The organism is Chelatococcus sp. YT9, assembly GCF_018398315.1.
Taxonomy (GTDB): domain Bacteria; phylum Pseudomonadota; class Alphaproteobacteria; order Rhizobiales; family Beijerinckiaceae; genus Chelatococcus.
Map to the genome: position 1 here is coordinate 3,162,610 of NZ_JAHBRW010000001.1, position 24,843 is coordinate 3,187,452.

General features: G+C 65.4%; 26 protein-coding genes. 24 read left to right on the plus strand and 2 right to left on the minus strand.

The features are described 5' to 3' along the window. Nucleotides 1-1,260: a phage major capsid protein gene (locus tag KIO76_RS14465; RefSeq protein ID WP_213323921.1), complete on the plus strand. Its 1,260-nt coding sequence runs from the start codon at nt 1-3 to the stop codon at nt 1,258-1,260. A gap of 99 nt (nt 1,261-1,359) precedes the next feature. On the opposite strand, the gene KIO76_RS14470 is transcribed toward KIO76_RS14465, so the two are convergent. Next, the gene (locus KIO76_RS14470) at nt 1,360-2,184 is read right to left on the minus strand and encodes a S1 family peptidase (protein ID WP_249729604.1); all 825 of its coding nucleotides are present in this window, start codon (nt 2,182-2,184) and stop codon (nt 1,360-1,362) included. Between the two features lie 115 nt (nt 2,185-2,299). On the opposite strand from KIO76_RS14470, the gene KIO76_RS14475 reads away from it, so the two are divergent. The 14 genes from KIO76_RS14475 (at nt 2,300) to KIO76_RS14540 (ending at nt 13,908) form a co-directional block, all read left to right on the plus strand. Continuing rightward, on the plus strand, nt 2,300-2,863 hold the full coding sequence (locus KIO76_RS14475; RefSeq protein WP_213323922.1) for a head-tail connector protein: 564 nt from the start codon (nt 2,300-2,302) through the stop codon (nt 2,861-2,863). 1 nt (nt 2,864) lies between these two features. Then, nucleotides 2,865-3,191, plus strand: coding sequence for a head-tail adaptor protein (locus KIO76_RS14480; RefSeq protein WP_213323923.1), 327 nt, complete (start codon nt 2,865-2,867; stop codon nt 3,189-3,191). Further along, complete coding sequence (locus tag KIO76_RS14485) at nt 3,188-3,640, plus strand: DUF3168 domain-containing protein (RefSeq protein ID WP_249729605.1); 453 nt, start codon at nt 3,188-3,190, stop codon at nt 3,638-3,640. The genes KIO76_RS14480 and KIO76_RS14485 overlap by 4 nt, the downstream gene beginning before the upstream one ends. 66 nt (nt 3,641-3,706) lie before the next feature. Next, nucleotides 3,707-4,117 carry a phage major tail protein, TP901-1 family gene (locus KIO76_RS14490; RefSeq protein WP_213323924.1) on the plus strand — a complete coding sequence of 137 codons (411 nt, stop codon included), beginning with the start codon at nt 3,707-3,709 and terminating at the stop codon, nt 4,115-4,117. Between the two features lie 8 nt (nt 4,118-4,125). After that, nucleotides 4,126-4,482, plus strand: a complete 357-nt coding sequence (locus KIO76_RS14495) for a gene transfer agent family protein (protein WP_249729606.1) — start codon at nt 4,126-4,128, stop codon at nt 4,480-4,482. Continuing rightward, nucleotides 4,479-4,736, plus strand: coding sequence for a rcc01693 family protein (locus tag KIO76_RS14500; RefSeq protein ID WP_283771438.1), 258 nt, complete (start codon nt 4,479-4,481; stop codon nt 4,734-4,736). Before KIO76_RS14495 ends, KIO76_RS14500 begins: the two co-directional genes overlap by 4 nt. Before the next feature lie 2 nt (nt 4,737-4,738). Continuing rightward, the gene (locus KIO76_RS14505) at nt 4,739-5,338 is read left to right on the plus strand and encodes a phage tail tape measure protein (protein ID WP_213323927.1); all 600 of its coding nucleotides are present in this window, start codon (nt 4,739-4,741) and stop codon (nt 5,336-5,338) included. Between the two features lie 9 nt (nt 5,339-5,347). Then, complete coding sequence (locus KIO76_RS14510; RefSeq protein ID WP_213323928.1) at nt 5,348-5,983, plus strand: DUF2460 domain-containing protein; 636 nt, start codon at nt 5,348-5,350, stop codon at nt 5,981-5,983. An 18-nt stretch (nt 5,984-6,001) separates the two neighbouring features. Further along, nucleotides 6,002-6,895: a phage/gene transfer agent baseplate hub protein gene (locus KIO76_RS14515; RefSeq protein WP_213323929.1), complete on the plus strand. Its 894-nt coding sequence runs from the start codon at nt 6,002-6,004 to the stop codon at nt 6,893-6,895. Further along, nucleotides 6,892-7,335 carry an NlpC/P60 family protein gene (locus tag KIO76_RS14520; RefSeq protein WP_213323930.1) on the plus strand — a complete coding sequence of 148 codons (444 nt, stop codon included), beginning with the start codon at nt 6,892-6,894 and terminating at the stop codon, nt 7,333-7,335. Before KIO76_RS14515 ends, KIO76_RS14520 begins: the two co-directional genes overlap by 4 nt. Next, nucleotides 7,335-11,237 (plus strand): baseplate multidomain protein megatron, encoded by a 3,903-nt coding sequence (locus KIO76_RS14525; RefSeq protein ID WP_213323931.1) that lies wholly within the window; start codon nt 7,335-7,337, stop codon nt 11,235-11,237. Before KIO76_RS14520 ends, KIO76_RS14525 begins: the two co-directional genes overlap by 1 nt. A gap of 15 nt (nt 11,238-11,252) precedes the next feature. Next, nucleotides 11,253-11,969, plus strand: coding sequence for a DUF2793 domain-containing protein (locus tag KIO76_RS14530; RefSeq protein WP_213323932.1), 717 nt, complete (start codon nt 11,253-11,255; stop codon nt 11,967-11,969). Nucleotides 11,970-11,992: 23 nt separating this feature from the next. Then, the gene (locus tag KIO76_RS14535; protein WP_213323933.1) at nt 11,993-12,349 is read left to right on the plus strand and encodes a hypothetical protein; all 357 of its coding nucleotides are present in this window, start codon (nt 11,993-11,995) and stop codon (nt 12,347-12,349) included. 11 nt (nt 12,350-12,360) lie between these two features. Further along, nucleotides 12,361-13,908 carry a phage head spike fiber domain-containing protein gene (locus KIO76_RS14540; RefSeq protein WP_213323934.1) on the plus strand — a complete coding sequence of 516 codons (1,548 nt, stop codon included), beginning with the start codon at nt 12,361-12,363 and terminating at the stop codon, nt 13,906-13,908. 48 nt (nt 13,909-13,956) lie between these two features. On the opposite strand, the gene KIO76_RS14545 is transcribed toward KIO76_RS14540, so the two are convergent. Continuing rightward, nucleotides 13,957-14,136, minus strand: coding sequence for a hypothetical protein (locus KIO76_RS14545; RefSeq protein WP_110376039.1), 180 nt, complete (start codon nt 14,134-14,136; stop codon nt 13,957-13,959). Between the two features lie 98 nt (nt 14,137-14,234). Between KIO76_RS14545 and KIO76_RS14550 the strand changes: the two genes are divergently transcribed. The 9 genes from KIO76_RS14550 to KIO76_RS14590 all read left to right on the plus strand — a co-directional run bounded on the left by KIO76_RS14550 (nt 14,235) and on the right by KIO76_RS14590 (nt 24,778). Beyond that, complete coding sequence (locus tag KIO76_RS14550; protein WP_213323935.1) at nt 14,235-14,993, plus strand: glycoside hydrolase family 108 protein; 759 nt, start codon at nt 14,235-14,237, stop codon at nt 14,991-14,993. Between the two features lie 628 nt (nt 14,994-15,621). After that, complete coding sequence (locus KIO76_RS14555; protein WP_213323936.1) at nt 15,622-16,290, plus strand: response regulator transcription factor; 669 nt, start codon at nt 15,622-15,624, stop codon at nt 16,288-16,290. A 189-nt stretch (nt 16,291-16,479) separates the two neighbouring features. After that, a complete protein-coding gene (locus KIO76_RS14560; RefSeq protein WP_249729607.1) occupies nt 16,480-17,790 on the plus strand; it encodes a sensor histidine kinase in 1,311 nt (436 codons plus the stop codon). A gap of 91 nt (nt 17,791-17,881) precedes the next feature. Next, a complete protein-coding gene (locus KIO76_RS14565; RefSeq protein WP_213323938.1) occupies nt 17,882-18,664 on the plus strand; it encodes an FkbM family methyltransferase in 783 nt (260 codons plus the stop codon). A 137-nt stretch (nt 18,665-18,801) separates the two neighbouring features. Further along, entirely contained in the window at nt 18,802-19,908 is a 1,107-nt protein-coding gene (ccmI, locus tag KIO76_RS14570; RefSeq protein ID WP_213323939.1) for a c-type cytochrome biogenesis protein CcmI, read from the plus strand. A gap of 92 nt (nt 19,909-20,000) precedes the next feature. Further along, nucleotides 20,001-20,465 (plus strand): cytochrome c maturation protein CcmE, encoded by a 465-nt coding sequence (gene ccmE, locus KIO76_RS14575; RefSeq protein ID WP_213323940.1) that lies wholly within the window; start codon nt 20,001-20,003, stop codon nt 20,463-20,465. Then, nucleotides 20,462-22,438: a heme lyase CcmF/NrfE family subunit gene (locus KIO76_RS14580; RefSeq protein ID WP_213323941.1), complete on the plus strand. Its 1,977-nt coding sequence runs from the start codon at nt 20,462-20,464 to the stop codon at nt 22,436-22,438. Before ccmE ends, KIO76_RS14580 begins: the two co-directional genes overlap by 4 nt. Nucleotides 22,439-22,441: 3 nt before the next feature. Further along, entirely contained in the window at nt 22,442-22,972 is a 531-nt protein-coding gene (locus KIO76_RS14585; protein WP_213323942.1) for a cytochrome c-type biogenesis protein, read from the plus strand. 204 nt (nt 22,973-23,176) lie between these two features. Further along, nucleotides 23,177-24,778 (plus strand): Do family serine endopeptidase, encoded by a 1,602-nt coding sequence (locus KIO76_RS14590; RefSeq protein ID WP_213325273.1) that lies wholly within the window; start codon nt 23,177-23,179, stop codon nt 24,776-24,778. Nucleotides 24,779-24,843: the final 65 nt, after the last annotated feature.

Genomic DNA, 24,843 nt, shown 5'->3' on the forward strand with positions numbered 1-24,843 from the left:
ATGCATACGGATCTGATCGCCCCTGAAACGAAGGCCGCCGGCACGGAGGTTGCGGCCGCCTTCGCTGATTTCGCCACGACGTTCGAGGCCTTCCGCGAGACGAATGACAGCCGCCTCAGCGAGATCGAGACCCGCCTTGGAGCCGACGTGGTGACCGAGGAGAAGCTCGGCCGCATCGACCAGGCGCTCGACGAGACCAAGCGCCGGATCGACCGGTTGACGCTGGCCGCGCGCCGTCCGGCGCTCGGCGCGCCGGCAGCCGGGGAGGGGGCCGATGATGCGGCCGCGCAAGAGCACAAGGCGGCCTTTGCCGGCTATATGAAATCCGGCGAGGCGGGCGGCCTCAAGACGTTGGAAGCCAAGGCCCTGTCGGCAGGCTCCGGCCCCGACGGCGGGTATCTCGTTCCGGCCACAGTGGAGCGTGAAGTGCTGCGGCGTCTGGCGGCGATCTCGCCGATCCGCGCCATCTCCGGCAACCGCGTCATTTCGGGCGGCCTCTACAAGCGCGCCTTCTCGACCACGGGGCCGGCCTCCGGCTGGGTGGCGGAAACCGCCGCGCGGCCGCAAACCAACAGCCCGACGCTCGCGGAACTCAGCTTCCCCGCCATGGAGCTCTATGCCATGCCGGCAGCCACCCAGACGCTGCTCGACGACGCGGTCGTCGACATCGAGCAGTGGCTGGCCGATGAGGTTGAGACGGTTTTCGCCGAGCAGGAGGGCACGGCCTTCGTGACCGGCGACGGCACTAACAAGCCCAAGGGCTTCCTGGCCTATGACACGGTGGCCGAAGCCAGCTGGAGCTGGGGCAAGCTTGGCACGGTATCGACCGGCGTCGACGGCGCCTTCGCGGCGAGCAACCCTTCCGACATCCTGATCGATCTCATCTATGCGCTGAAGGCCGGCTATCGCCAGAACGCGGCCTTCGTGATGAACCGCAAGACGCAGAGCGCGATCCGCAAGTTCAAGGACAGCCAGGGCAATTATCTCTGGCAGCCGCCGGCCTCCCTGGGCCAGGCAGCGACCTTGATGTCCTTCCCAGTCGTCGAGGCCGAGGACATGCCTGACATCGCGGAGGATAGCCTCTCGATCGCGTTCGGCGATTTCCGGCGCGGCTATCTCGTAGTGGACCGCGCGGGCGTGCGCGTCCTGCGAGATCCCTTCTCATCGAAGCCCTATGTGCTGTTCTACACGACCAAGCGCGTCGGCGGCGGTGTGCAGGATTTCGCGGCGATCAAGCTGCTGAAATTCGCCGCGAGCTAGAGCATCTTCGAGCGAAGTGGGAACCGGTGCGCGTGAAGAAAATGCGTAAAAACAAAATATAGAGCAAGTCCGCGACAGACGGACTTGCTCCAGGGTGGTTCAATCCCCAACCCAGCTCGCGCGCCGGCCCCAGCCCCCCAGCGTCCTGTCGATGAAGGCGCGCTGCGGACCGACGAGCACGCCCTGGCTGAGGAGGCCGCAGTCACGCTTGCCCGGCCCCTTCGACCAGGTGCTGATGGCAATGATGGCGCCTGACTTAAGCGCGATAGGCCCGCCGGAATCGCCCCGGCAGACGCCGGCGCCCGCGGACTTGCCTAGCCCTTGTCTGTCGGCTGCCCAGATCAGAATGCTGCTCGGTCCGTAAGGTTCTACGACGGCGAGCGGTGCCGTGCGGAAGGTGCCGCTCGAGGCGCCGTCGCCCTCGCGAGCCACGCCCCAACCCCCGAGCATCAGGGACGTACCAGGCGCAGGGGATCGCTGGGCGGCCACGAGACTGGCGGTCGAAAACTGCACCGGCAAGGGCGATGGCAGGCGCACCAGCGCCAGATCTATCGATCTTTGACGCGTGCGGATGGCGTTTGGGACGTAGCCCGGATGAACGGCTATGGAGCGCGGTTCGATGAGGACCGGCTCGCCCCGCTCGCGGAAATGCACGCGGAAGGCATCGGCGCCGGTTACACAATGAGCGGCGGTCAGAACAGCGTCAGGTGCAACGACGACCGCCGAGCAGACGCTGCCGCGGGATCCGAGGACCATGACGCTCGCCGCGGCGAGCGATCCCCCATCGCCGGTGGCGCCGACCACCGCCTTTGCCGAGGGCGCGCCGGCGAGGAGAGCGGACACCAGGAGGCTGAGCGCCAGAGCATGTCGCGCGATGGTGCGGGTCTTCGCACTCAGCTCATGCATGGCGCTCGTCTCAAACATGCGGTTGCTCCCTTTCGGCGCGCCAACGCTTAAGCGCGGAGGCGCCGGAAGGGAAGTGCCGATCGGCAACGCGTCTCGCCAAAAGAGCTGCGCGAGATTTGTCCAGGAGCTGCGAATGACCGCGACATTGATCGAGGGGCCGGAGCGGGAGCCTGTCTCACTGATCGACATGAAGACCTATCTGCGCGTCTGCGATGACAGCGACGACGATTTGATCGCCTCGCTGATCACCGCAGCGCGGGGTGCGATCGAAACCACGACCGGACGCCAGATGATGCGCCAGACCTGGCGGTTGGTGCTCGACGCCTGGCCGCTGGCGCGCATCCTACGCGTGCCGATCGGCCCGCTGCTCGGGCTGGCGGCCGCGCGGATCGCCGACGCAACTGGCGGTTTGCAGGCCGTGCCCCCCGGCTATTTCGTGGTAGGCGCGCTCTCGGGTGTCGGCCGCATCGCACTCGGCCCGGATGTACCGGAGCCGGGGGTGTCCACAGCCGGTATCGAGCTCGATCTCGTGGTGGGCTACGGCACAGATCCCGAGCGTGTGCCGATGCCAATGCGGCAGGCCCTGCGTCAGCTCGTTGCCGGCTGGTACGAGCGCCGGGGCGATACCGCCGCCGCGGCCACGCTTCCCGATGAAGTCGCGGCTTTGCTCGCGCCCTATCGCCCGGTGAGGCTCTGACATGGAGATCGGCATGATGCGCCGCCCGCTCATTCTGGAGCGGGCGGTCGACACCCTCGACGACGTCGGCGGCGTCACACGGCGCTGGTGCAGGGTCGCCCGGCTGTGGGCGGCGATGGAGCGGACGCAGGGTACCTCCAGCGAGCGCGACCGCAGCGACCGGCGCGAACTCGCCATGGCCTATCGCGTCACGCTGCGCTGGCGCGGCGACATCACCGGCAATCACCGGTTCCGCGACGGCAGGCGCCTGTTCGCCGTTCTGAGCGCGGCGGATCCCGATGGCCGCCGGCGCCGGCTTGTCTGCACCGTCGAGGAGGTGACACCATGAGCGACACGATGAGTGATCCATCGTCGGCGGAACTGGAAAGCCCGGTGCTGGCGCTCCGCCGCGCCATCCTTGGCCGTCTCGCGGCGGATGTGGATCTCACCGTCATTCTCGGCGGAGCACGCATTCATGACGCGGTGCCGCGTGCGGCGTCAGGCGTGTTCGTGGTCTTCGGGGAGGCCCGTTGCCGCGACTGGTCGACTATGACGGACCGGGGGCACGAGCAGGACATCAGCCTGACGGTCTGGTCCAGGCCGGGCGGAGCGCGGCCGGCACTCGCCGCCGCGGCGCGCATCGAGCGGCTGCTGCATGACGCATCGCTGCCGCTCGCGGGGCATCGCCTCGTCAATCTTCGCGTCACGGCGACGGAGGTGCGGCGCGACGAGCGCGCCGACCTCGCCCGGGTCACGGTGCGGCTGCGCGCCGTCACAGAATGTCTCGCGACGCCCTGACCTCAAGAAGTTTCCCGATATTCAGCCAAGATTTCGGCCAAGATTCAGCCAAGAGGACGATTGGACATGAGCGCCCAGAAAGGCAAGGACCTCCTGCTGAAGGTGGCGGGGGATCCCGCCGGCTTCGTCACCGTGGCGGGCCTGCGCAGCAACCGGCTGGCCTTCAACGCGGAGACCGTCGACATCACCCACCAGCAATCGGCGGGGCGCTGGCGGGAACTGCTGGCAGGGGCGGGCGTGCGCCGCGCCAGCATCGCCGGTGCCGGCGTGTTCAAGGACGAGGCGTCGGATCAGCGCGTGCGGCAGATCTTTTTCGATGCTGTCATCGTGAGCTGGCAGGTCGTCATCCCGGATTTCGGCACCCTCGAAGGGCCGTTCCAGATCCTCTCGCTGGAATATTCCGGCGACCATGCGGCGGAAGTCACCTTCGAGCTCGCGCTGGAATCGGCCGGCGCCTTGACCTTCACTGCGCTATGAGCCCGGCGATGACCGCGCGACGCGCCAACCGCCACCGCGGCGAGGTCGAGGCCGAGTTCGGCGGCGAGCGCCATGTGCTCTGCCTGACTCTCGGGGCGCTCGCGGAGCTCGAGACCGCCTTTGGGGCAGACGACCTTGCGACGCTCGGCCAGCGGCTCAGCGAGGGGCGGTTGTCCGCCCGCGACATCATCCGTATTCTCGGGGCCGGCCTTCGCGGCGCCGGCACGACGCTCTCGGACGCGGAGGTGGCCGGATTGCCTGTCGCCGGCCATCTCGATGCCTATGCGCAGGCGGTTGCGGATCTGCTCGCGGCGGCCTTCGGCATGGGCGCCCCCGAAATCCCCGAGACCGCCGCAAACCCTTGATCGCCGCAGGACGCCCCGAAGCCGGGCCGTCGCCCGTCCCGCTGCCGTGGGATGCGGCGATGGCCTTCGGCCTCGGCGTCCTGCGGCTGGTGCCCGCTGACTTCTGGGGGATGACGCCGCGTGAATTTGCCGCCGCCGTCAAGGGCCTGACCGGGCGAAATCTGCGGTCCATGCCACTGGATCGAGCGCGGCTCGCACAACTGATGGCGGCTTTTCCGGATCAGACCAGGTCTCAGTACCAAGAGGAGCAATGATCATGGCTGACGGCCATCTGCCGGACGACGACCTTGTGTCGCTGGCCAATGCGCACGATGCGCTGAAGGATCTCGATAGCCTGTCGCGTCAGTTCGGCCGCTCCATCAGCGATTCCTTCGCCAAGGCGGCGACGGGCAGCCGGCAATTCGACGACGTGCTCCGCAATGTCGGCTCTCGTCTCACGGAGATCGGCCTGAAGGCGGCGCTGAGGCCGCTCGGGCAGGCCTTGACCTCGGGGCTCGAAAGCCTCGTGACGTCGGCGGGTGGCTCCCTGCTCGGCGGCCTGTCCCTCAATGCCACGGGCAATGCATTCTCGCAAGGGCGCGTGAAGCCCTTCGCCGCCGGCGGGGTGGTGGCGACGCCGACCTATTTCCCCATGCAGCGCGGTGTCGGGCTCATGGGCGAGAGCGGCCCGGAGGCGATCCTGCCGCTTGCGAGAGGCGCGGACGGCCGGCTCGGCGTCGCGGCTTCCGGGGGCGGGGCCGCAACATCCATCGTGGTGAATATCGCCACCAGCGATGCCGAGAGCTTCCGCCGGTCGGAGGCACAGGTCTCGGCCGCCCTTGCCCGCGCCGTGGCGCGTGGCCAGCGCGCCCTGTGAGGAGCCGCCATGCCCGCTGATTTCCACGATGTCCGCTTTCCGCTCGATGTCGCGCTGGCGGCGAGCGGGGGGCCGGAATGGCGCACCGACGTCGTCATCCTCGGCTCGGGCCACGAGCATCGCAATGCGCGCTGGGCCCATTCCCGCCGCCGTTATGACGCGGGCTACGGCGTGAAGTCGCTCGACGCGCTGGCGGCGGTGCTCGCCTTCTTCGAGGAGCGCCGTGGCCGCCTCTTCGGCTTTCGCTGGCACGACCGGCTCGACGGCAAATCCTGCATGCCCTCCGGGGTTCCCCAGCCGACCGACCAGGTGATCGGGCAGGGCGACGGCGAGCGCGTCGCCTTCCCGCTCGTCAAGACCTATGGCTCCGTCCACGACCCCTACGCGCGCCGCGTCGCCAGGCCCGTTGCCGGCTCGGTGCGCGTGGCGATCGACAGTATCGAGCAGTCCGCCGCGACCTTCACCTGTGACGCCGCGACGGGCCTCGTGACCTTTGCCGCGCCGCCGGCGACCGGGCAGGTCGTGACGGCGGGCTTCGTCTTCGACGTGCCGGTGCGCTTCGACATCGACCGGCTGGAGGTGGACCTCGCCGCCTTCACGGCCGGCAGCATCCCGAAGATCCCCCTCGTCGAACTCATCGACTGACAAGGCAGGAAACCCACCATGCGCCTGATCGATCCCGGGCTCGCCGGCCATCTCGCCGGCGGGGTGACGACCTTGTGCCATTGCTGGAAGCTGACGCGCCGCGACGGCGTCGCCATGGGCTTCACCGACCATGATCGCGATCTCACCTTCGCCGATGTCGTCTTCCGGGCCGGGACAGGCCTGGAGGCGGCTGAAATCACGGCCGAGCGGGGCTTTGCGGTCGGCGGCGGCGATGTCTCGGGGGTTCTGACCGCCGCGAGCCTCACCGAGGATGATCTGGCCTCCGGCCTCTACGACGATGCCAATATCGAGCTTTGGCTCGTGAACTGGGCTGACGTGAGCGAGCGCCTGCTGCTGGAGGTCGGCTCGACCGGCGAGGTGCGGCGCACGGAACACGCCTTCGCGGCGGAAGTGCGCGGGCTCATGCATCGCTACGGGGAGGAGAGGGGACGCGTCTATCGCACCACCTGCTCGGCCGATCTCGGCGACCGCCATTGCGGGATCGACCTTGCCGATCCGGCCTTCGCCGCCGAGGTTGCGGTGACGTCGACCGACGGCCGCCTCGGCTTCGGCGCGACGGATCTCGGCGGCTATGCGGATGACTGGTTCACGGCGGGACAGGTTCGCTGGCTCGACGGCGCCAATGCCGGGATGCGCGTGGATGTGAAGGCGCATCGCGCGGCGACCGGGCGCGGCGAAGTGCTGCTCTGGCAGCCCGTGCCGCGCGCCATCGCCGTCGGCGACCGGCTGCGCATCACGGCCGGCTGCGACAAGCGCTTCGCCACCTGCCGCACCAAATTCGCCAATGCGGCCAATTTTCGCGGCTTTCCGCACATGCCCGGCAACGACTTCGTGGTGCGCTATCCGCTGCCGGGCGAGGCTGGCCACGACGGCGGCAGCTTCTTCCGATGAGCACGTCACCCACTCGGGAGCAGGTCGCCGAGGCCGCGCGCGGCTGGATCGGCACGCCGTACCGGCATCAGGCCTCACTGCGCGGCATCGGTTGCGACTGCCTCGGGCTGGTGCGCGGCATCTGGCGCCAGCTCTACGGCGCCGAGCCCGAGGCTCCGCCGCCCTATGGCCCGGACTGGGCCGAAGCCGGTCGCCGGGAGATGATTGGGGAGGCGATGCTGCGCCACTTCCGGCTCGTCGACAGCGTCCCGCACCGCCCCGGCGACGTGCTTCTCTTCCGCTGGCGCGCGCATCTGCCGGCGGGCCATCTCGCCATCGCCACGGGCAACGCGAGCATGGTGCATGCCCATGCCGGCGCGCGCGTCGCGGAGGTCGCCATCGGCGCCTGGTGGCGCCGGCATCAGGTCGCAAGCTTTGCTTTTCCGGAGATCCTGGACTGATGGCAACACTCGTCCTTCAGGTTGCGGGCTCGGCGCTTGGCGGGGCCATCGGGGGGCCATTCGGCGCCATCATCGGCCGTGCCATCGGCGGGCTCGCGGGTGCCGCCATCGACACCGCGCTGCTCGCGTCCGGCAGCGGCACGCGCTATGTCGAGGGGCCGCGCCTCAACGACGTGCAGGGGCTCACCTCCACGGAGGGTGCTGGCGTGCCGCGCGTCTATGGCCGCGCCCGCGTCGGCGGCCAGCTCATCTGGGCGACGCGCCTCGAGGAGGTCGCCCATACGAGCGAGGCGAGCGCGGGCGGTGGCAAGCTCGGCGGTGGCGGCTCGACCGTCACCACCAACTACAGCTATTTCGCCAATCTCGCCGTGGGGCTGTGCGAGGGGCCGATCGCCTTTGTCCGCCGCGTCTGGGCCGACGGCCGCGAGCTCGACCAGAGCGGCTTCGTCATGCGCGTCCACCAGGGCCACGAGGATCAGGAGGCCGACCCCCTGATCGTGGCCAAGGAGGGCGGGGACAACGCGCCGCGCTATCGCGGCCTTGCCTATGTCGTGTTTGAGCGCTTGCCGCTTGAGGACTTCGGCAACCGCATCCCGCAATTCTCCTTCGAGGTGCTGCGGCCGGTCTCCGGCCTTGCCGAGATGGTGCGCGCGGTGGATTTCATCCCCGGGGCGAGCGAGTTCATCTACGAGCCGCAGGCGGTTTCGCAGGTGCTCGGCCCGGGCGTCACGCGCTCGGAGAACCGCCACCAGCTGTTCCGGCCGAGCGACGTCATCGCTTCCCTCGACGTGCTGCAGGCGCTGTGCCCCAATCTGGAGCAGATCGCGCTCGTCGTGAGCTGGTTCGGCGACGACCTGCGCGCCGGCCATTGCACAATTACGCCGCGCGTCGAAAGCCATCTGAAAACGACAGAGGACCTGCAGTGGCAGGTTGCCGGGCTCGACCGTGCCGCAGCCAGCCAGGTGAGCCAGCTCGATGCGCGCCCTGCCTATGGCGGCACGCCGTCGGACAACTCGGTGATCGGGCTCATCCGCGAGATCAAGGCACGCGGCCTGAAGGTTGTCCTCTACCCCTTCTTGATGATGGACGTGCCACTGGCCAATGACCTGCCGAACCCTTATGCCGATGAGCCGGGCCAGCCGGCCTTTCCTTGGCGTGGCCGAATTACCTGCCATCCCGCGCCGGGGCAGGCGGGCTCGCCGGACGGCGCCGCCGAGGCGGGCGAGCAGGTCGCCCAGCTTTTCGGCGAGGCCTTGCCCGGCCATTTCATGGCCGCAGCGGAGGGCGTGCTCTATGCGGGTCCGGACGAATGGAGCCTGCGCCGCCAGATCCTGCATTATGCGCATCTCGCCACGGTCGCGGGCGGCGTCGATGGCTTCATCATCGGCTCGGAGTTCGTGGGGTTGACGCGTGTGCGACGCGGCCCCGGCCTCTATCCGGCAGTCGAGCAGTTGATGACGCTGGCGAACGATGTTCGCGGCGTTGTCGGATCGGATACAAAGATCCTCTATGCGGCCGACTGGACCGAATATGGTGCCCATGTCCGCGAGGGCGGCGAGGTGCGCTTCCCGCTCGACCCGCTATGGGCCTCTTCGGCGATCGACGCGGTCGGAATCGATTTTTATCCCCCCTTCACCGACTGGCGTGACGGCACCACCCATCATGACGCGGCAGAGGCCTATTCGATCTACGATCCGGACTATCTGAAGCGACGGATTACGGCCGGCGAGGCTTTCGACTGGTATTATGCGAGTGATGCGGATCGCGATGCACAGATCCGCACGCCGATTGCAGATGGCGACTATGGCAAGCCGTGGATATATCGCGCCAAGGACCTCGCCGGCTGGTGGCAGAACCCGCATGTCGAGCGCGTCGGCGGGGTGGAGACGACCGCGACCGCATGGGTGCCTTGCGCGAAGCCGATCTGGCTGACCGAGATCGGCATACCGGCCGTGGACAAGGGCCCTAACGGGCCGAACGTCTTCCCTGACCCGAAATCATCAGAATCAGCCTATCCGCCCTATTCGCGCCGAGTGCGCGATGATCTGATCCAGAATCGTGCGCTGGAGGCGCTCATTGGTCATTACGGAGAGGGCGGCGAAGCGGTCAATCCGACCTCGCCGCTCTATGGCGGGCCGATGGTCGATCCCGCCGGCGTTTTCGTCTGGGCCTGGGACGCGCGGCCCTTCCCCGCCTTTCCCGACCAGGCGGGCACCTGGTCGGACGGAACGAACTGGCAGAGCGGCCATTGGCTGACTGGGCGGTTGGAGGGCCTCCCGCTCGACCGGCTCGTAGCCCAAGTGCTCGGTGATTTTGATCTCCCAGCCGCCTCCGTGCTTGCAATAGACGGCTTTCTCGACGGCTATGTCGTTGAGCGTCCGATGAGCGTCCGCGCCATGCTGGAGCCTTTGGCCAACGCTTATGGCTTCGATGCCGTTGCTAGCGGGCAGGCGGTGCATTTCCGTGGCACCGGCCGCGGCCCCCTCGTCCAGTTGGAGCCGGGCGCTCTCGTTCCCGACGATGCGGGCACCGGCTTGGCTCTACGCCGTGCGCAGGAAACGGATCTGCCGCGCGAATACCGTATCGGCTTCACCGATGGCGACCGCGAGTACAGGCGCAGCGCCGCCGCCTCGCGGCGGCTGAGCGCCGGCAGCGCCCGCGAGCAGGGGAGCGACCTCGCCGTCATTACCGGTCCGGCCGAAGCGCAACGTCTCGCGGATCTCGCCTTGCAGGACGCCTGGATCGGCCGCGAGACGCTCGATTTCGGCGTGAGTCCCCGGATGGTGGAGCTCGAGCCTGGCGATCTGCTCGATGTGCCCGTTGGCAGTGGGCGTCGGATCTACCAGATCCAACGAATTTCGGATGGCCTCTCCCGTCGCGTCAGCCTGCGCGCCATCGAGCCAACGTTGCATGACGGGGCTGCGCCCCATATCCCCCGTCATACAGCGTCGTCGCCACCCGTCCCAGGGAGGCCGGCCGTTGTCATTATGGACTTGCCGATCGCGACGAAGAGCCCCCCAACGCTGCAGCATATGGCCGTCGCGGCCAGCCCCTGGCCGGGACGCGAGATTGTCTGGCGCTCTGCTAACGGCACGAGCTTCGTGCAGCACATGGTCGCCCCCCTGTCAGCTGACCTCGGCGAAACGTGGGATCTCCTGCCGCCCGGGCCATTGTGGCGTTGGGATAAGGCGAGCAGTCTGACTGTTCGGCTCTGGGGCGGAGCGCTGGCAAGCGTCGACGACACGTCCGCGTTGGCAGGTGCCAATAGCTTCGCCCTGAAGGGGGCTGACGGGCTGTGGGAAATTCTGGTCGCAGCACGCGCGGAATTAATTGGCGATGGGGTCTACAGGCTCAGCCGCTTGCTGCGCGGTCTTGGCGGTTCAGAGGAAGCCGCCGGGCGGCCGGTGCCTGCGGGCGCGACAATCGTGCGCCTCAACCGCGCAATCCTTGACCTCACCGATCGCACGGCTGATCTCGGACGCACCTGGCACTATCGCGTTGGGCCGACCGGACGCGACCACGGCGATGCCATCATCCGCGCGGTGAGCGCGAGGGTGGGTCCGCTGGCGCTTATGCCCTTCTCCCCGGTTCACGTCCGCGCTCGCCGTATTGCGGGGGGCATCGCGATCGCCTTTATCAGGCGCAGTCGCATCGATGGCGACGCCTGGGAGGCGGCGGAGATCCCACTCGGTGAGGATGCGGAAGCGTATGAGGTTGATATCCTCGACGGCGCGACCATAAGGCGCCGGCTGACGAGCGGCTCGCCCGCCGTCTTCTACTCGGCAGCCGATGAACTGGCCGATTTCGGCAGCACCCAGGCAACGCTCACGCTCGCGCTCGCGCAGATCAGCACCTTGGTCGGGCGCGGTTTCGCGGCCCGCGTCACCATTCCCATCCTCTAGTTTCCGGATCTTTCGATGACTGAGACGCCCAATCTTGCGCTGCCCTTCATGGCGGCGGCGCAGGCCCAGAAACACGTGACCCACAATGAAGCGCTGCTGAAGCTCGATACGCTCGTGCAGCTGGCGGTGGAGGATCGCCATCTCACCAGCCCGCCGTCCTCTCCGTCCGAAGGAGCCGCCTGGATCATCGCGACGCCGGCGACGGGCGCCTGGGCCGGCCATGCGCATAAGGTCGCGGCGTTCCAAGATGGCGCCTGGACCTTCCTGACCCCGCGCGTCGGCTGGCAGGCCTATGTGCGGGACGAGAACTCGCGCGTGACCTGGACAGGCGCTACCTGGACCGCGGTGGTGAGCGATGACGGCGTCGTGGCGAGCTCAATTCATGGGGCGACGACGGAATTCGCAATCGCGGAGGAAGAGCGCACGCTGGCCGGCGCTAGCGTCACCTTGGGCATCGCTATTCCCGACCGCGCGATCGTACTGGCAGTGACCGAACGCGTCACAGAGGCCGTGACGGGCGCCACGTCCTTTTCAATTGGCATTGCCGGCGAGCCTACGAAATTCGGCAATCTGCTCAGCGTGAGCCTCGGCTCGCACAATATCGGGGTAGTCGGCCCTACCGCCTTCTACGCCGAGACGCCTCTGCTGATCACAGCGAACGGCGGTGCCTTCACCGGCGGCAAGCTGCGCGTCGCCCTCCACTACGCGCGCTTCGGCGCTCAACTCGCCTGATGGTCGCTTTGAGGATCCGATCAATGATGCCTGTATGCTATGATTTTGCGGTGGTGCGCGGCAACAATCGGCCTATCACCTTTCGTTTCAGCACAGTGAGGGATGGCGAGGCTGAGCCGGTCGACTTCAGCGGCGGCGAAGTTGTATTGACCGTCGTCTCGCGCCTTGGCGTCCTGCGCAAGTCCACTGACGATGCCGACGGCCTGGCGGTCGTCCCGCTCGCAGGGGAGGTGACTTGGCAGCCCACTCTTGCCGAGACGCGTGCGATCCCCGAGGGGCGTCGCTCGACCTACGAAGTCGAGTGGCGGCAGGCAAGCGGCCAGCAACTCACTCTCCTGCGCGGCGCCGTCACCGGCGTCGGCGGCATCGGCGATGACTGATGGAGGTCACCATGTCCTGCGACAACGACGTCATCTGCGACGATGACGCCCCCCTCGTCATGATTCCGGACAGCGATGAGCCGTTGATCATCGAGATTGTCGTGCCGGGTCCTCCCGGCCCGAGCGGCCCGCCGAACCAACTCGCCATCGGGACGATCACGAGTGGAGCGCCCGCAGCCACGATAACGGGCATGGCGCCGAACCAGGTCCTCAATCTCACGTTGCCGGACGGAGGCGGACCAAACACCGCCGCGGCGGCAGAACTCGGGGCCTCGCTTGGGGCGTTGCGCGCAAGCGGCGTCACGCGACGTCCAAGCCGCGTCATCGACTTTGCCAATGGTGTTTTTTTCCTGCGGCACAGCCTGGCAACGGCTTCCTGGTCTGCAATCGTTGCTGCGCTGGGCGCGACTTTTTCGCGGGCCACGGCAGCTACCTCTTGGGGCGAGGGCGGCGACATGGAGGTGGCTGGCCCCGATGTCCCAAGATTTGACTATCGCTTCAACAGTGGCGTCGCGGAAGGCATTCTGCTTGAGGGCGCACGCACGAACGCCATTCGCAACAGCATCTTTCGCGGCGTCACGCCTGGCGTGATCGGCGCGGGTGGAGCATGGCCAACCAATTGGCAGAATGGCGGCGCCAGCGGTCTTACCCGCACGATCTCCGCGCCCTACCAGTATCGGGGAATGACCTGCATCGATGTCCGCTATCACGGCATCACGACGGACGCAGGCGGCTACCCTTTGATTTTCGAACCACCCTCAGCCATTGCGGCATCAAGTGGACAGAGCTGGACGATGAGCACCTATCTGGCGCTCGTCGGTGGCTCGATGGCCAATATCTCGAGCTTCCGCTTCTATATCCCTCCCCAGCCGTCCGGCGTGGCCGCCGCCTCCAACTCGATTGGGCCGGAGCTGACGAGCGAACTGAAGCGCTTCGCTTTCACCTTCAGCTTCACCACGGCCATCACCCACATCCAGCCGCGCTTCGCCATGAATCACGCCGTCGGGGCGGCGATCGATTTCACACTGCGCATAGGCCTGCCGCAGATGGAACTGGGCGCCTTCCCTTCCTCGCCGATCGCGACGGAAACGATCGCGGTGGATCGTGGCCCCGATCATTTGCAGCGGCCCCGAGCCGGGGTCGGCGCGATATGCCGTTTGCTGACAGCTCGCGCCGCCGGAGGAAAGGGTGGCGATCAGGTCCTATGGCAGGCCGATGATGGCAGCGAGGCCAACAGCCATAGGCTGCTTCGCGATTCAACGGGCATGCTGCGCTACCTCGTGACCGCCGCGGGCACTGCCCAGGCGAATCTGGCGCTCGGCAATGTTGCGGATGGAGCCCTGTTCAAGGTGGCGATCCGTGCCGCGCCGAATGATTTCGGCGGCTCCTTGAACGGGGCAGCCGCGGTCGCGGATGCAAGCGGGGCCATGCCGTTGATCACAAGGGAGCGATGGGGCGGCGGTACGATACCCGGCACAGAGTGGTGGGGCGCATTGGCGAGCGACCTCGAGTTCAACACCGTGCTCGCCAATGCGGAATTGCAGGCTCTGACACTGTAAAAGCAGCCTGGCGCTAACGCGGCATGAGGAAGATCCCCGTCGCCCGCTCTACCAGCGACGTTCGCCGAATGAGTCGGTTGCGCGTTGCCGCGTCTGCACCTGCACATATTCCGGAACGCCTTCGGCGCGCTGCTGGCGACGCAGCGCCTCGCGCTGGGGGTCATTCGCGCAGCCGGCAACGGCCCAGGCAGCCACGGCGGCGCCGAGCGCCACGACGATCTTCAGCATCTCAAACTCTCGTGTTGGGCGGGGAGGCATCCTGTCTCCGCGTTCCGCGCGACCGATCCATGCCCGCCGAAAGGCAGCATTTTTATGGGGAGCCGACCATGGTGGCAACCAACTTCCAAAAAGCGGTGGATCATGTGCTCGCCAGCGAGGGGGGCTACGTCGACCATCCACGGGATCCTGGCGGTGCCACCAATCTCGGGATCACACGGGCAACCCTGGGGCGGTTCCGGGGGCGGGAGGTCACGAAGGCGGAGGTGCGGGCGCTGGGCCTCACCGAAGCGACGGCTATTTACCGGCAGGACTACTGGACGGCTGTTCAGGCCGACGCCCTGCCGGGCGGCGTTGACTTCGCTGTTTTCGACTGCGCGGTGAACTCCGGGCCGCGGCGCGCCATCCTCCTCCTGCAGGAGGCACTTGGCCTGACCCGTGATGGGATCATTGGCCCAGCGACCCTTCGCGCGGCCGCGACCGCCGAGCCGGTCGCCTTGATCAATCGATACTGCACACTGCGGCTCGCTTTTCTCGGAAAGTTGCCGACCGCATCCGTGTTCGGCAACGGCTGGCGCAAGCGTGTCGCAACCGTGCAAGGCAACGCATTGGCGATGGTGTCGCTAGGGGTGCGCCATCCCGCTTCCAAAAATGAGGAGTACGGATCAATGGTCAATTTGCGTACAATCCTGCTAAGCCGGCCGATCTGGGCCAACCTTGTCGGTCTGGCTTCGATCATGCTTTCCTTGGCTGGCCTCGATACGACCGGCCTCGATACCGCGGGCTTTTCGGATGCGCTCCTACAGGTGGTCGCCGGCGGCAGTTTCATCGCGTCAAGTGTGTTACAACTCCGCCGGCGCAACACGTGATTGATGCAATTGCACCCAGGGGGCGAGGCATGAGATGTATAGAGGACCAATCGGTTCTATGATCCGCTGCTGATGTTGGAGTTCCATGGCCAGGTTGTCATCCGCAGCCAAATCGCCGCCCTCGCCCTGCAGGGCCTTCCCCCGGACGCGGCGTTTCCTGGTCCATGCTATCTTTGCCAGCTTGGGTCTTCTGTCCGTCGCCGGTGTCAGTGCCCCTGATTCCTCACAGGCGGCGGTCCAGTGTCTCTCCGCTCAGGAAACGCGGGAGGCGGTGGCACAAAAGCTCGTGGTTTCACCTGCCGCTGCGCTTCGCGCCGCGCGGGCGTCAACGGGAGGGGGGCAGGCCGTCCAAGCGCGTCTATGTCGGAATGACAGCAATGCATTAATCTATCAATTTGCCATATTGCGCGCTGATGGGAAGGTGGTGCGTCTGACATTGGACGCCGTAAGCGGCAAGGTCATGCGGCGTCGGGAACATGTGGGGCAGAGAAAGAGCGCGAAACCGGTGAACGAGCAGCCATCTGATGCGACAACACCTCTCGCGCCTCCGCCCGGGAAATCAGGCCTGTGATGCTGCCGAACTGCGAATGGCCCCGATGCACCGAGCTTATAGGACAGAGACAGAGCCGTGCGTATTTTGATCGTTGAGGATGACAGGGATATCAATCGCCAGCTATCGGATGCGCTGACCCAGGCCGGATATGTCGTCGACAAGGCCTTCGACGGCGCAGAAGGCCAGTTCCTTGGGGAGACGGAACCCTACGATGCGATCGTCCTCGACATGGGCCTGCCCACCGTGGATGGCATCGCTGTGCTGCAGGCCTGGCGTGCGGCCGGCCGGACCATGCCCGTGATCATTTTGACGGCGCGCGATCGTTGGAGCGACAAGGTTCAGGGTTTTGATGCCGGCGCTGACGATTACGTCGCGAAGCCGTTCCATATGGAAGAGGTCTTGGCGCGGCTGCGAGCCCTGCTGCGCCGCGCGGCGGGTCATGCGACCAGCGAATTGTCGTGCGGGCCAGTGCGCCTCGACACCCGGTCGGGCCGCGTCGTCGTCGATGGCACCGCGATCAAGCTCACGTCTCATGAGTATCGATTGCTCTCCTATCTCATGCACCACACCGGGCGCGTCATCTCACGCAGTGAACTCGTCGAGCATCTCTACGACCAGGACTTCGATCGCGATTCAAACACCATCGAAGTTTTTGTCGGGCGGCTTCGGCGGAAGCTTGGCGTAGACGTCATCCAGACGGTTCGTGGGCTTGGCTATCTTCTCCAGCCACCAGATGTTGCATGACCCTTAAGATCGCCTCGTCTCTTCGCATTTCCGGGAAGGCGACTGAGCGCTCCTTCGAAACTGCCTTTCTTTGCTCCGTTCCAAGCCTCCCCATTCCCTGATCGGTCACATCTCCCGATGCGACGCAAATTCTTCTCGAGACTTCCCCCCCGTTCCATTGCCACGCGCCTGCTGTGGTCCGGTGGCTTGTTGAGCATCATCATTCTTGCAATCGCAGGATCGGTGCTGTCGACGCTGTATCGACAGACGACGGAAGGTGGTTTCGACGAGCGGCTTAACGTCTACCTCACCGATCTCGTTTCAGATCTCGCCATTGCGGGGCCGTTTGATCGCAAGGAGATCGCCGTTACCGCCGAGCCGCGCTTCGATTTGCCACTGTCGGGCTGGTATTGGCAGGTTGCGCGCGCGGCAGGCGACGCGGAAATCCGTACGTCCCGCTCTCTGTTTGGTGGGCAGCTCGCAGAATTGCCAGCAGCACCGGGTGAAACTCCTGGTGCTATCCGCAAGGCTTATATCGCCGGTCCGGACGAACGGCAGCTGCGCACCATCGAACGGGTCATCGATCTCGGTGAGGAAGGCAGTTATCGCGTGACGGTTGCCGCACCCGCAGATGAAATCGACGCCGAGACGCGGCGTTTCGGCATCACCTTGGCGGTCACTTTCGTTTCGCTTGGTTTGGCTCTCGCGATCATCACATTACTTCAGGTACGCTTCGGCCTGCGGCCGTTGGTGCGTTTGCGCAGCGCGGTCGGGGATGTGTGGCGTGGTGACGCTGCCCGCATAGAAGGAAGCTTTCCGAAGGACATTGCTCCTCTCGCCGATGAGCTGAATGTGCTGATTGAAGCCAATCGCGAGATCCTGGAACGGGCTCGCACCCACGTTGGCAATCTGGCGCATGCACTGAAAACGCCACTCAGCGTCATCTTGAACGAGGCCGATGCCAATGGCGGTCCCCTCGCAGATACGGTGCGCGTGCAGGCCGCCATCATGCGCGATCAGGTAAATTATTATCTCGATCGCGCCCGTGCTGCGGCACTCGCCGGCGCTCTTGGATCCATCACCGAAGTCGTACCCGTCATCGAGGGTCTGCAACGTGCGTTGGAGCGCATCTACCGGCAGCGCGACATTGCCGTCGCAGTCAGCGTTCCCGCCAGCATTCGCTTCCGCGGCGAGAGGCAGGACTTCGAGGCGATGGTCGGCAATCTCATGGACAACGCCTGCAAATGGGCAGAGGCGCGCGTCGAGGTCCGTGCCGAGTTGGAGACCAGCGGCGAGCGCTCGATGCTCGTCGTGACGATCGATGATGATGGCCCCGGACTGATGCCTGAGGTGAGATCGGAGGTGCTGCGACGCGGCCGCCGGTTGGACGAGTCAAAGCCGGGATCGGGCCTTGGCCTTGCGATCGTCGCGGAACTCGCCGGCCTCTATGATGGCTCTCTTAAATTGGACGATGCTCCACTCGGCGGATTGCGTGCAGTATTGGTCCTTCCTGCCCCATGACCGAGTCGTGCAGAGAATGCTATAGTAATTGAGCTAAGTACGACGCTGCAGCCTCCCTGGCCTCCTAATCTAAAAAAAATGGGGGCTTTTCATGAATAGTTTCATGCTAAAAAAGTATATCAAAGTGGCCGCCTTGCAGGTGCCACCTGTCCGGAGACTTTTTCAGCAGCGCGACGAAGCGCGGCAGCGCGTTGGAGACATGCAGACCCAAGCCGCGCGTATGATACCGGATTGCGGGAAAGTGGCTTTCGCCCACTGGGGCGAAGATGCTGTCATCGACTATTTGTTCCGAGACAAGCCCTCGGGCCGCTATCTCGATATAGGCTGCTTCCACCCAGATCTATACTCAAATACCCGTCTGCTCCATGCCAGGGGCTGGAATGGCGTGAATATCGATCCTAATCCCTTCATGATTGAGCAATTCCGTCAACGGCGACCGAACGACGTTAACTTGAACGTGGCCGTTGGGAAGGAGCGCGGTTGTCTTGACTTCTTTGTGTTCCATGAATGGGGATCCAGCAATACCCTTTCGCCGGAGTTCTCCGACAAGATCGCCGAGAGCCAGAACATTCAAGTGCAACGTCGCATTCCCACACAAGTTGTTACGCTTGCTGATGTGATGGAAGAGAACTTCTCCCAAAAAGCTCCCGATTTCATGAATGTCGATGTCGAAAGTCTCGACCTGGAAGTTATTCAGTCTAATGAATGGGAAAAATTCCGGCCTACAATTATTGCTGTTGAGGATTTTGATTTTGACTTCGCCGCCCCGGATGCATCACCAATTTTCAGATTTATGAGATCCGTCGAATATAAGATGATCTCGCGAACGATCTTTACGAGCTTCTTTAGCGAGCAAGGCTTCCGTTTCAGCTGAGGTCCCGTCGCAAGATCGCAGCGAAGGCATCTCTGCAATCTATTAACTGGCTGATTTCGCAATTAAAAAATCCCGCGACAGAATGTCGCCCGATCATGCCCTGAAGTCGGCCGGCGTCCTGCTGTACAGAAGAGGGCATGGTGCTTTGGCTCGTCTTCGCCTTGATGATGGGTGCGGCTATTCTCGCTGTGCTCTGGCCGCTGTCGCGGCCGCTTTCCGTCGATGGTCCGTCGACGGGAGAGAAATCGTTCGTCAAGGATCAGATCCGCGAAATCGAACGCGATGTAGCGCGGGGCTTTCTGTCCCCGGCGGAGAGGGATGTGGCGATTGCCGAAGTCGGGCGCCGTTTTCTGAGAACGGTCTCTGACGAACCGGCCAAATCGCCGGCTCAAGGTGAACCCGCCCTGCGTCGCCGTCGCGCGGCATCGGCTGTCGCCCTGTCGATGATTCCTCTCGTCTCGCTTGCCTTCTACGGCTTGCGAGGCTCCCCGCATTTGCCTGCTGCGCCGTTTTCCGAGCGGTTCCTCGATACGGCGGAGATCGACCTCCAGCAGGCGGTCCGACGGGTAGAGGCGCATCTGGCCAACGCTCCGGAGGACGGGCGGGGCTGGACAATCCTCGCCCCGATTTACATGCGTATGGGCCGTCCGGACGATGCGGTGCGCGCCTATACGGCCTCGCTTCGTCTGGAAGGAGACAATGCCGCCCGTCGCGCAGACTTGGCAGAGGCACAAGTGTTGAGCAGCGGCGGGCTCGTCACCGCGGAAGCCCTGGAGAATTTCAGGGCCGCGCTGAAGCTGGATGCCAAGCTCCCCAAAGCGCGTTACTACATCGCGCTGGCGGCTGAGCAGGACGGGCGTGTGGAGGAGGCTCTAAGCCTTTTCAAGGGCTTGCGTGGCGACGCCGGTCCTGACGCCCCATGGGTGCCGACTGTCGAGACACATATAGCGAAGTTGGAACGCAACGCGCCCGCGGAGGCAATCGCGCGCTTACCGGACGCCGAGCGCGATGAAGCGATCAAAGGGATGGTTGCTGGCCTTGCGGCGCGGCTTGAGGCCGACGGCGGCAATATCGAGGACTGGGTCAGGCTTGTCCGGTCTCATATCGTGCTTGGCGCAAGGGCTGAAGCGCTCGCCGCGCTCTTGAAGGCCCGCGAGCGGTTCAAGTCGGATGAGGCCGCTCTCGCCAAACTCGCTCCGCTAGGGGATGTTCTGCAATCGCCCGCAGCGGATCAATCGCCATGACGCCAAGCGTGGATCCCGGAAGTGTGTATTGGCACAGGTTGCATGGTCGCTCTCCGCGCCTCAAGATCACAGCGTTATTTCCGTGAGCGCCAATGACCCGTAAGCAACGTCGCCTTACCTTGATTGCTGCAGGCGGTGCGGTCGTCGCCATCGCGCTGGCGCTCGTGCTGGTCGCGATGCGGGATACGATCGTATTCTTTCGGGCACCGAGCGACATCGTGAGCATGAATATCCAGCCCGGTACGCGGCTGCGGCTCGGCGGGCTCGTGGCTGAGGGCTCGATTGTCCGAGAGCCCGGTCAGCGGGTCGTTTTCGTTGTGAAGGACGCCAACCATGGCATCACCGTCAACTACACAGGCTTGCTGCCGGATCTCTTCCGTGAGGGGCAGGGCGTGGTGGCGGAGGGTGTCCTGGGAGCGGACAGGCGGTTCACGGCCGACAGTGTCCTCGCCAAGCATGACGAGCGCTATATGCCCCGTGAGGTTGCTGATGCCCTTAAGCAGCAGGGGCTCTGGCAGCATACGGGCGAGGCAGGCCAGGCCGGGGCAACTCAATGATAGTGGAACTCGGCCATTTCGCGCTGACCCTCGCGCTCGCGTTGTCCCTGGTGCAATTTGTTCTGCCGCTGTGGGGGGCGCTTGCCAATGATGAGCCCCTGATGAACGTTGCCGCTCCGGCGGCCCTTGGTACGTTCGGGGCGGTGGGCTTCGCCTTTCTGGCGCTCGCGCATGCCTACGTGACGTCGGATTTCTCGGTTCTCAACGTGGTCGAGAACTCACACACCTTGAAGCCGACGCTTTACAAGATCACCGGTGTGTGGGGAAACCATGAAGGCTCCATGCTGTTGTGGGTCTTCATCCTCGCGCTCTTCGCCGCGCTTGTCGCCATGGCGCGCCACTCGCTGCCACTGCGTCTCAGGGCACTGACCCTCAGCTTCCAGGCCTTGATCGCCAGCGCATTCCTGCTTTTCCTCCTCGCGTCGTCCAATCCCTTTGCGCGGATCAACCCGGCGCCCTTCGAGGGGCAGGACCTCAACCCCATTCTTCAGGACATCGGTCTCGCCATCCATCCGCCGCTCCTCTACATCGGCTATGTCGGCATCTCGATATCCTTCTCCTTCGCGGCCGCGGCCCTTGTGGAAGGACGTATCGACGCGTTGTGGGCCCGGGCTGTCCGACCTTGGACCCTGACGGCATGGGTCTTCCTCACGCTCGGTATCGCGATGGGCTCTTACTGGGCCTATTACGAGCTCGGCTGGGGGGGCTGGTGGTTTTGGGACCCGGTCGAAAACGCCTCGTTCATGCCTTGGCTCGCAGCAACGGCGTTGTTGCACTCCACCGTGGTCATGGAGAAGCGGGATGCGTTGAAAGTTTGGACGATCCTGCTCGCGATCGTCAGCTTTTCGCTTTCTCTGCTCGGCACCTTCCTCGTCCGCTCCGGCGTGCTGACCTCCGTGCACACCTTCGCGACCGACCCGGCACGCGGCGCCTTCATACTCGGTATCCTCGTCTTTTTCATTGGCGGAGCGTTCGCTCTGTTTGCCTGGCGCGCACCGCTCCTGCGTCAGGGAGGGATCTTCGCGCCCGTATCGCGGGAGGGGGCGCTCGTTCTCAATAACCTCTTCCTGGCGACAGCCTGCGCGACCGTTCTCATCGGCACACTTTATCCACTCGCGCTCGAGTCGCTGACTGGGGAGAAGATCTCTGTCGGTGAGCCCTATTTCGAGGCGACCTTCCTCCCGATCATGCTGCCGCTGCTCTTTCTTATCCCCATCGGCCAGACGCTGGCGTGGAAACGAGGGGACCTGCTCGGCGCAGCCCAACGCCTGATGGGGGCCTTCGCCCTCGCCATTGGCGTCGCTCTGGTGGTGATCGCGATCACCGAGGGTGGACCAGTCCTCGCCATCGTCAGCATCGGGCTGGGTTTTTTCATCATTTTCGGTGCCGTGTCCGATACGATCATGCGGTGTTGGCCAAGGGGCGCGAAGCTCGGCATCGTCTGGCGGCGTGCCATTGGCCTGCCCCGGTCCGCATGGGGCACGACCCTGGCTCATGCGGGCGTCGGCGTCGTGGTAATCGGCATCGCCGCTTCAGCCTGGAGCACCGAGGACATCACGCTCGTCAGGCCGGGCGGGAGCATCCAGACCGGCCCCTATACTCTGCGCCTGGAAGGTGTGTTTCCGCGTGCTGCCAACAACTACCGCGAGGATGTGGCTCGGTTCGCGGTTTCGCGTCATGGCCGGCCCCTCGGCACCATGGAGGCATCCAAGAGGTTGTATACGACGCGTGGCACGCCGACGACCGAAGCGGGGATCATGACGATCGGCTTCGGCCAACTCTATGTCAGTCTTGGCGATAACGAAGCCGAAGGCGCCATCGGCCTGAGGGCCTATTGGAAGCCTTATGTCACCCTGATCTGGCTGGGGTCTATCATCATGGCCGTGGGCGGGGCGTTGTCCCTGACCGATCGGCGCATCCGCGTCGGAATCCCGCGCCGCCGCATGGATGTCTCTGCCGTGCCTGCGGAGTGAGCGATGTCTGGGCTCTCGATAGCAGGTTCTCTCTCCTTTCGCCGCTCGTGTGACCAGTCCCGGGGCAGGGCGGTCGCGGCTGTCCTTTTCATTGCCGTCCTGTTCTTTGCCAGCAGTGTCTCGCCGACGCGAGCCGTGGAGTTCGACGAGATCCTCCCCGACAAGGCGCTGGAGGCTCGGGCTCGCACGATCTCGTCCGGCCTGCGCTGTCTTGTTTGCCAGAATCAATCAATTGACGATTCGAACGCGCCGCTCGCGCGAGATCTGCGTATTCTCGTCCGCGAGCGTTTGAAGGCCGGCGATAGCGACGATCAGGTCCGGGCCTTTTTGGTCGCGCGCTACGGTGAGTTCGTGCTGCTCAAGCCTCCGATGACAATGACGACGGTGCTGCTCTGGGGAGCGCCGTTTCTCATTCTCGGCTGCGGAGCCATTGCCATCGCGCTTGGCGTGAGACGTCGCCGCCGGCAGACCCGTGCTGTTCCTCTCAGTGACGAAGAGAAAGCGCGGCTGGAAGCTGCGCTGGGCGGCGATTGAAGGCCCTTGAGCATCGGCGCGGCCTGCGCTGTTTGCCTGTCTCACGTCCCCTTTGAATCTTACGAAGAATTCATGGTTTTGAGAGGGTGCTGTAAGGGGCGGTTTGTCATTGTCTGTTGCGAAGAGGGGGCGCGATGACCGCGTCCTGCGCACGGGAGCCTTGGGGGATGGGGCTTTTGTGTGAGCGTGACTGGAAAGACGATGATGATGGACAAGAATTTGCAGAGCCCTGCCGCGTCTCGGACGGATCGCCAGGCTGGCGTGTCGGCGCCCCGGTCGAACCGGCGCAAGTCTTTGTTGCTGGGGGCGGTGGCACTGGCGGCCCTGGGCACGGCGGGCGTGCTGCAGGGTCTGGTTGCCCCGCCTTATGGTCCGGCCTATGCGCAGCAGATCGCGCCGGCGCCAGCGGTGACGGTGCCCGGTCAGGCCTCCTTCGCCGATCTCGTCGACCGGGTGAAGCCGGCTGTGGTGTCGGTTCAGGTGAAGGTGGCGATCGACAACGTCCGCGATGAGGGCGGCATGCAGCGCTTCGGCGGCCAGCCGGATGACGGCGAGTTCGGCATGCCCGGCATGGGTCCGGGTGGCCCTGGCAACCCCTTCGAGCAGTTCTTCCGCCGCTTCGGTGGCGAGGGCGGGCCGCGCGGCGGCCAGCGCCAGCAGCCGCGCCGCTTCGGCGAGGCGCAGGGGTCGGGCTTCTTCATCAGCCAGGACGGCTATGTCGTCACCAACAACCATGTGGTCGAGAAGGGCTCGGAGATCCAGGTGAAGATGGATGACGGGCGCAGTCTCACGGCCAAGGTCATCGGCACCGACCCGAAGACGGATCTGGCGCTTCTGAAGGTCGATGAGGCCGGCCCGTTCCCCTATGTGCCGCTGGCGGGCGTGGCCCCGCGGGTCGGCGACTGGGTGGTGGCGGTCGGCAATCCCTTCGGGCTTGGCGGCACGGTGACGGCGGGCATCGTCTCGGCGCGAGGCCGTGACATCGGAGCCGGCCCCTATGACGACTTCATCCAGGTCGATGCGCCGATCAACAAGGGCAATTCCGGCGGCCCGACCTTCAACCTGTCCGGCCAGGTGGTGGGCGTGAACACGGCGATCGCCTCGCCATCGGGTGGCAATGTGGGCATCGCCTTCGCCATTCCGTCGGAGACGGTGCAGTCGGTGGTGCAGCAGCTGAAGGACAAGGGCGCGGTGAGCCGCGGCTATATCGGCGTGCAGATCCAGCCGGTGACGGCGGATATCGCGGCGGGCCTTGGGCTCGACAAGGCGGAAGGGGCGATCGTGGCGCGCGTCGAGGACAATGGTCCGGCGGCCAAGGCCGGCCTGAAGGCGGGCGATGCGATCGTGGCGCTCGATGGCAAGGCGGTCAGCGACGCGCGTGCCCTGTCGCGGGAGATCGCCGGCCATGCGCCGGGCTCCAAGCTCGACCTGACGGTGTGGCGCGACGGCAAGACGCAGAAGATCGCGCTGACGCTGGCGACGATGCCGGGTGAGAAGACGGCGGCGCTGAGCGAGGAGCAGGGCGCCGGCCAGGGCAAGCTCGGGCTGCAGCTGGCACCTGCGGCCAGCGTCGGCGGCGCCGGCCAGGAGGGCGTGGTGGTGATGGGCGTTCAGCCCGGCTCGCCTGCCGAGGAGCGTGGCCTGAAGACCGGCGACGTCATCGTCGAGGCCTCCGGCCGCAAGGTCGAGCGTCCGGCCGACATCACCAAGGTGATCGCCGACGTCAAGAAGGAAGGCCGCAAGGCTGTCCTCTTCCGCCTGAAGACCGACGACGGCTCGCGCTTCGTCGCCCTGCCGGTGGCGTAAGGCCCGACAGCCAGGACATTGGGGGAGGACGGCGCGCCGCGCAAGCGGCGCGTCGGCCCCCTCAA

Coding starts and splice junctions, on each gene's coding strand:
- KIO76_RS14475 (WP_213323922.1), top strand. CDS start 2,300: ATGACCGCGACATTGATCGAGGGGCCGGAGCGGGAGCCTGTCTCACTG.
- KIO76_RS14490 (WP_213323924.1), top strand. CDS start 3,707: ATGAGCGCCCAGAAAGGCAAGGACCTCCTGCTGAAGGTGGCGGGGGAT.
- KIO76_RS14550 (WP_213323935.1), top strand. CDS start 14,235: ATGGTGGCAACCAACTTCCAAAAAGCGGTGGATCATGTGCTCGCCAGC.
- KIO76_RS14485 (WP_249729605.1), top strand. CDS start 3,188: ATGAGCGACACGATGAGTGATCCATCGTCGGCGGAACTGGAAAGCCCG.
- KIO76_RS14495 (WP_249729606.1), top strand. CDS start 4,126: ATGACCGCGCGACGCGCCAACCGCCACCGCGGCGAGGTCGAGGCCGAG.
- KIO76_RS14590 (WP_213325273.1), top strand. CDS start 23,177: ATGATGGACAAGAATTTGCAGAGCCCTGCCGCGTCTCGGACGGATCGC.
- KIO76_RS14540 (WP_213323934.1), top strand. CDS start 12,361: ATGTCCTGCGACAACGACGTCATCTGCGACGATGACGCCCCCCTCGTC.
- ccmI (WP_213323939.1), top strand. CDS start 18,802: ATGGTGCTTTGGCTCGTCTTCGCCTTGATGATGGGTGCGGCTATTCTC.
- KIO76_RS14505 (WP_213323927.1), top strand. CDS start 4,739: ATGGCTGACGGCCATCTGCCGGACGACGACCTTGTGTCGCTGGCCAAT.
- KIO76_RS14530 (WP_213323932.1), top strand. CDS start 11,253: ATGACTGAGACGCCCAATCTTGCGCTGCCCTTCATGGCGGCGGCGCAG.
- KIO76_RS14565 (WP_213323938.1), top strand. CDS start 17,882: ATGAATAGTTTCATGCTAAAAAAGTATATCAAAGTGGCCGCCTTGCAG.
- KIO76_RS14515 (WP_213323929.1), top strand. CDS start 6,002: ATGCGCCTGATCGATCCCGGGCTCGCCGGCCATCTCGCCGGCGGGGTG.
- KIO76_RS14480 (WP_213323923.1), top strand. CDS start 2,865: ATGGAGATCGGCATGATGCGCCGCCCGCTCATTCTGGAGCGGGCGGTC.
- KIO76_RS14465 (WP_213323921.1), top strand. CDS start 1: ATGCATACGGATCTGATCGCCCCTGAAACGAAGGCCGCCGGCACGGAG.
- KIO76_RS14510 (WP_213323928.1), top strand. CDS start 5,348: ATGCCCGCTGATTTCCACGATGTCCGCTTTCCGCTCGATGTCGCGCTG.
- KIO76_RS14535 (WP_213323933.1), top strand. CDS start 11,993: ATGATGCCTGTATGCTATGATTTTGCGGTGGTGCGCGGCAACAATCGG.
- KIO76_RS14520 (WP_213323930.1), top strand. CDS start 6,892: ATGAGCACGTCACCCACTCGGGAGCAGGTCGCCGAGGCCGCGCGCGGC.
- ccmE (WP_213323940.1), top strand. CDS start 20,001: ATGACCCGTAAGCAACGTCGCCTTACCTTGATTGCTGCAGGCGGTGCG.
- KIO76_RS14545 (WP_110376039.1), bottom strand. CDS start 14,136: ATGCTGAAGATCGTCGTGGCGCTCGGCGCCGCCGTGGCTGCCTGGGCC.
- KIO76_RS14585 (WP_213323942.1), top strand. CDS start 22,442: ATGTCTGGGCTCTCGATAGCAGGTTCTCTCTCCTTTCGCCGCTCGTGT.
- KIO76_RS14580 (WP_213323941.1), top strand. CDS start 20,462: ATGATAGTGGAACTCGGCCATTTCGCGCTGACCCTCGCGCTCGCGTTG.
- KIO76_RS14470 (WP_249729604.1), bottom strand. CDS start 2,184: ATGTTTGAGACGAGCGCCATGCATGAGCTGAGTGCGAAGACCCGCACC.
- KIO76_RS14525 (WP_213323931.1), top strand. CDS start 7,335: ATGGCAACACTCGTCCTTCAGGTTGCGGGCTCGGCGCTTGGCGGGGCC.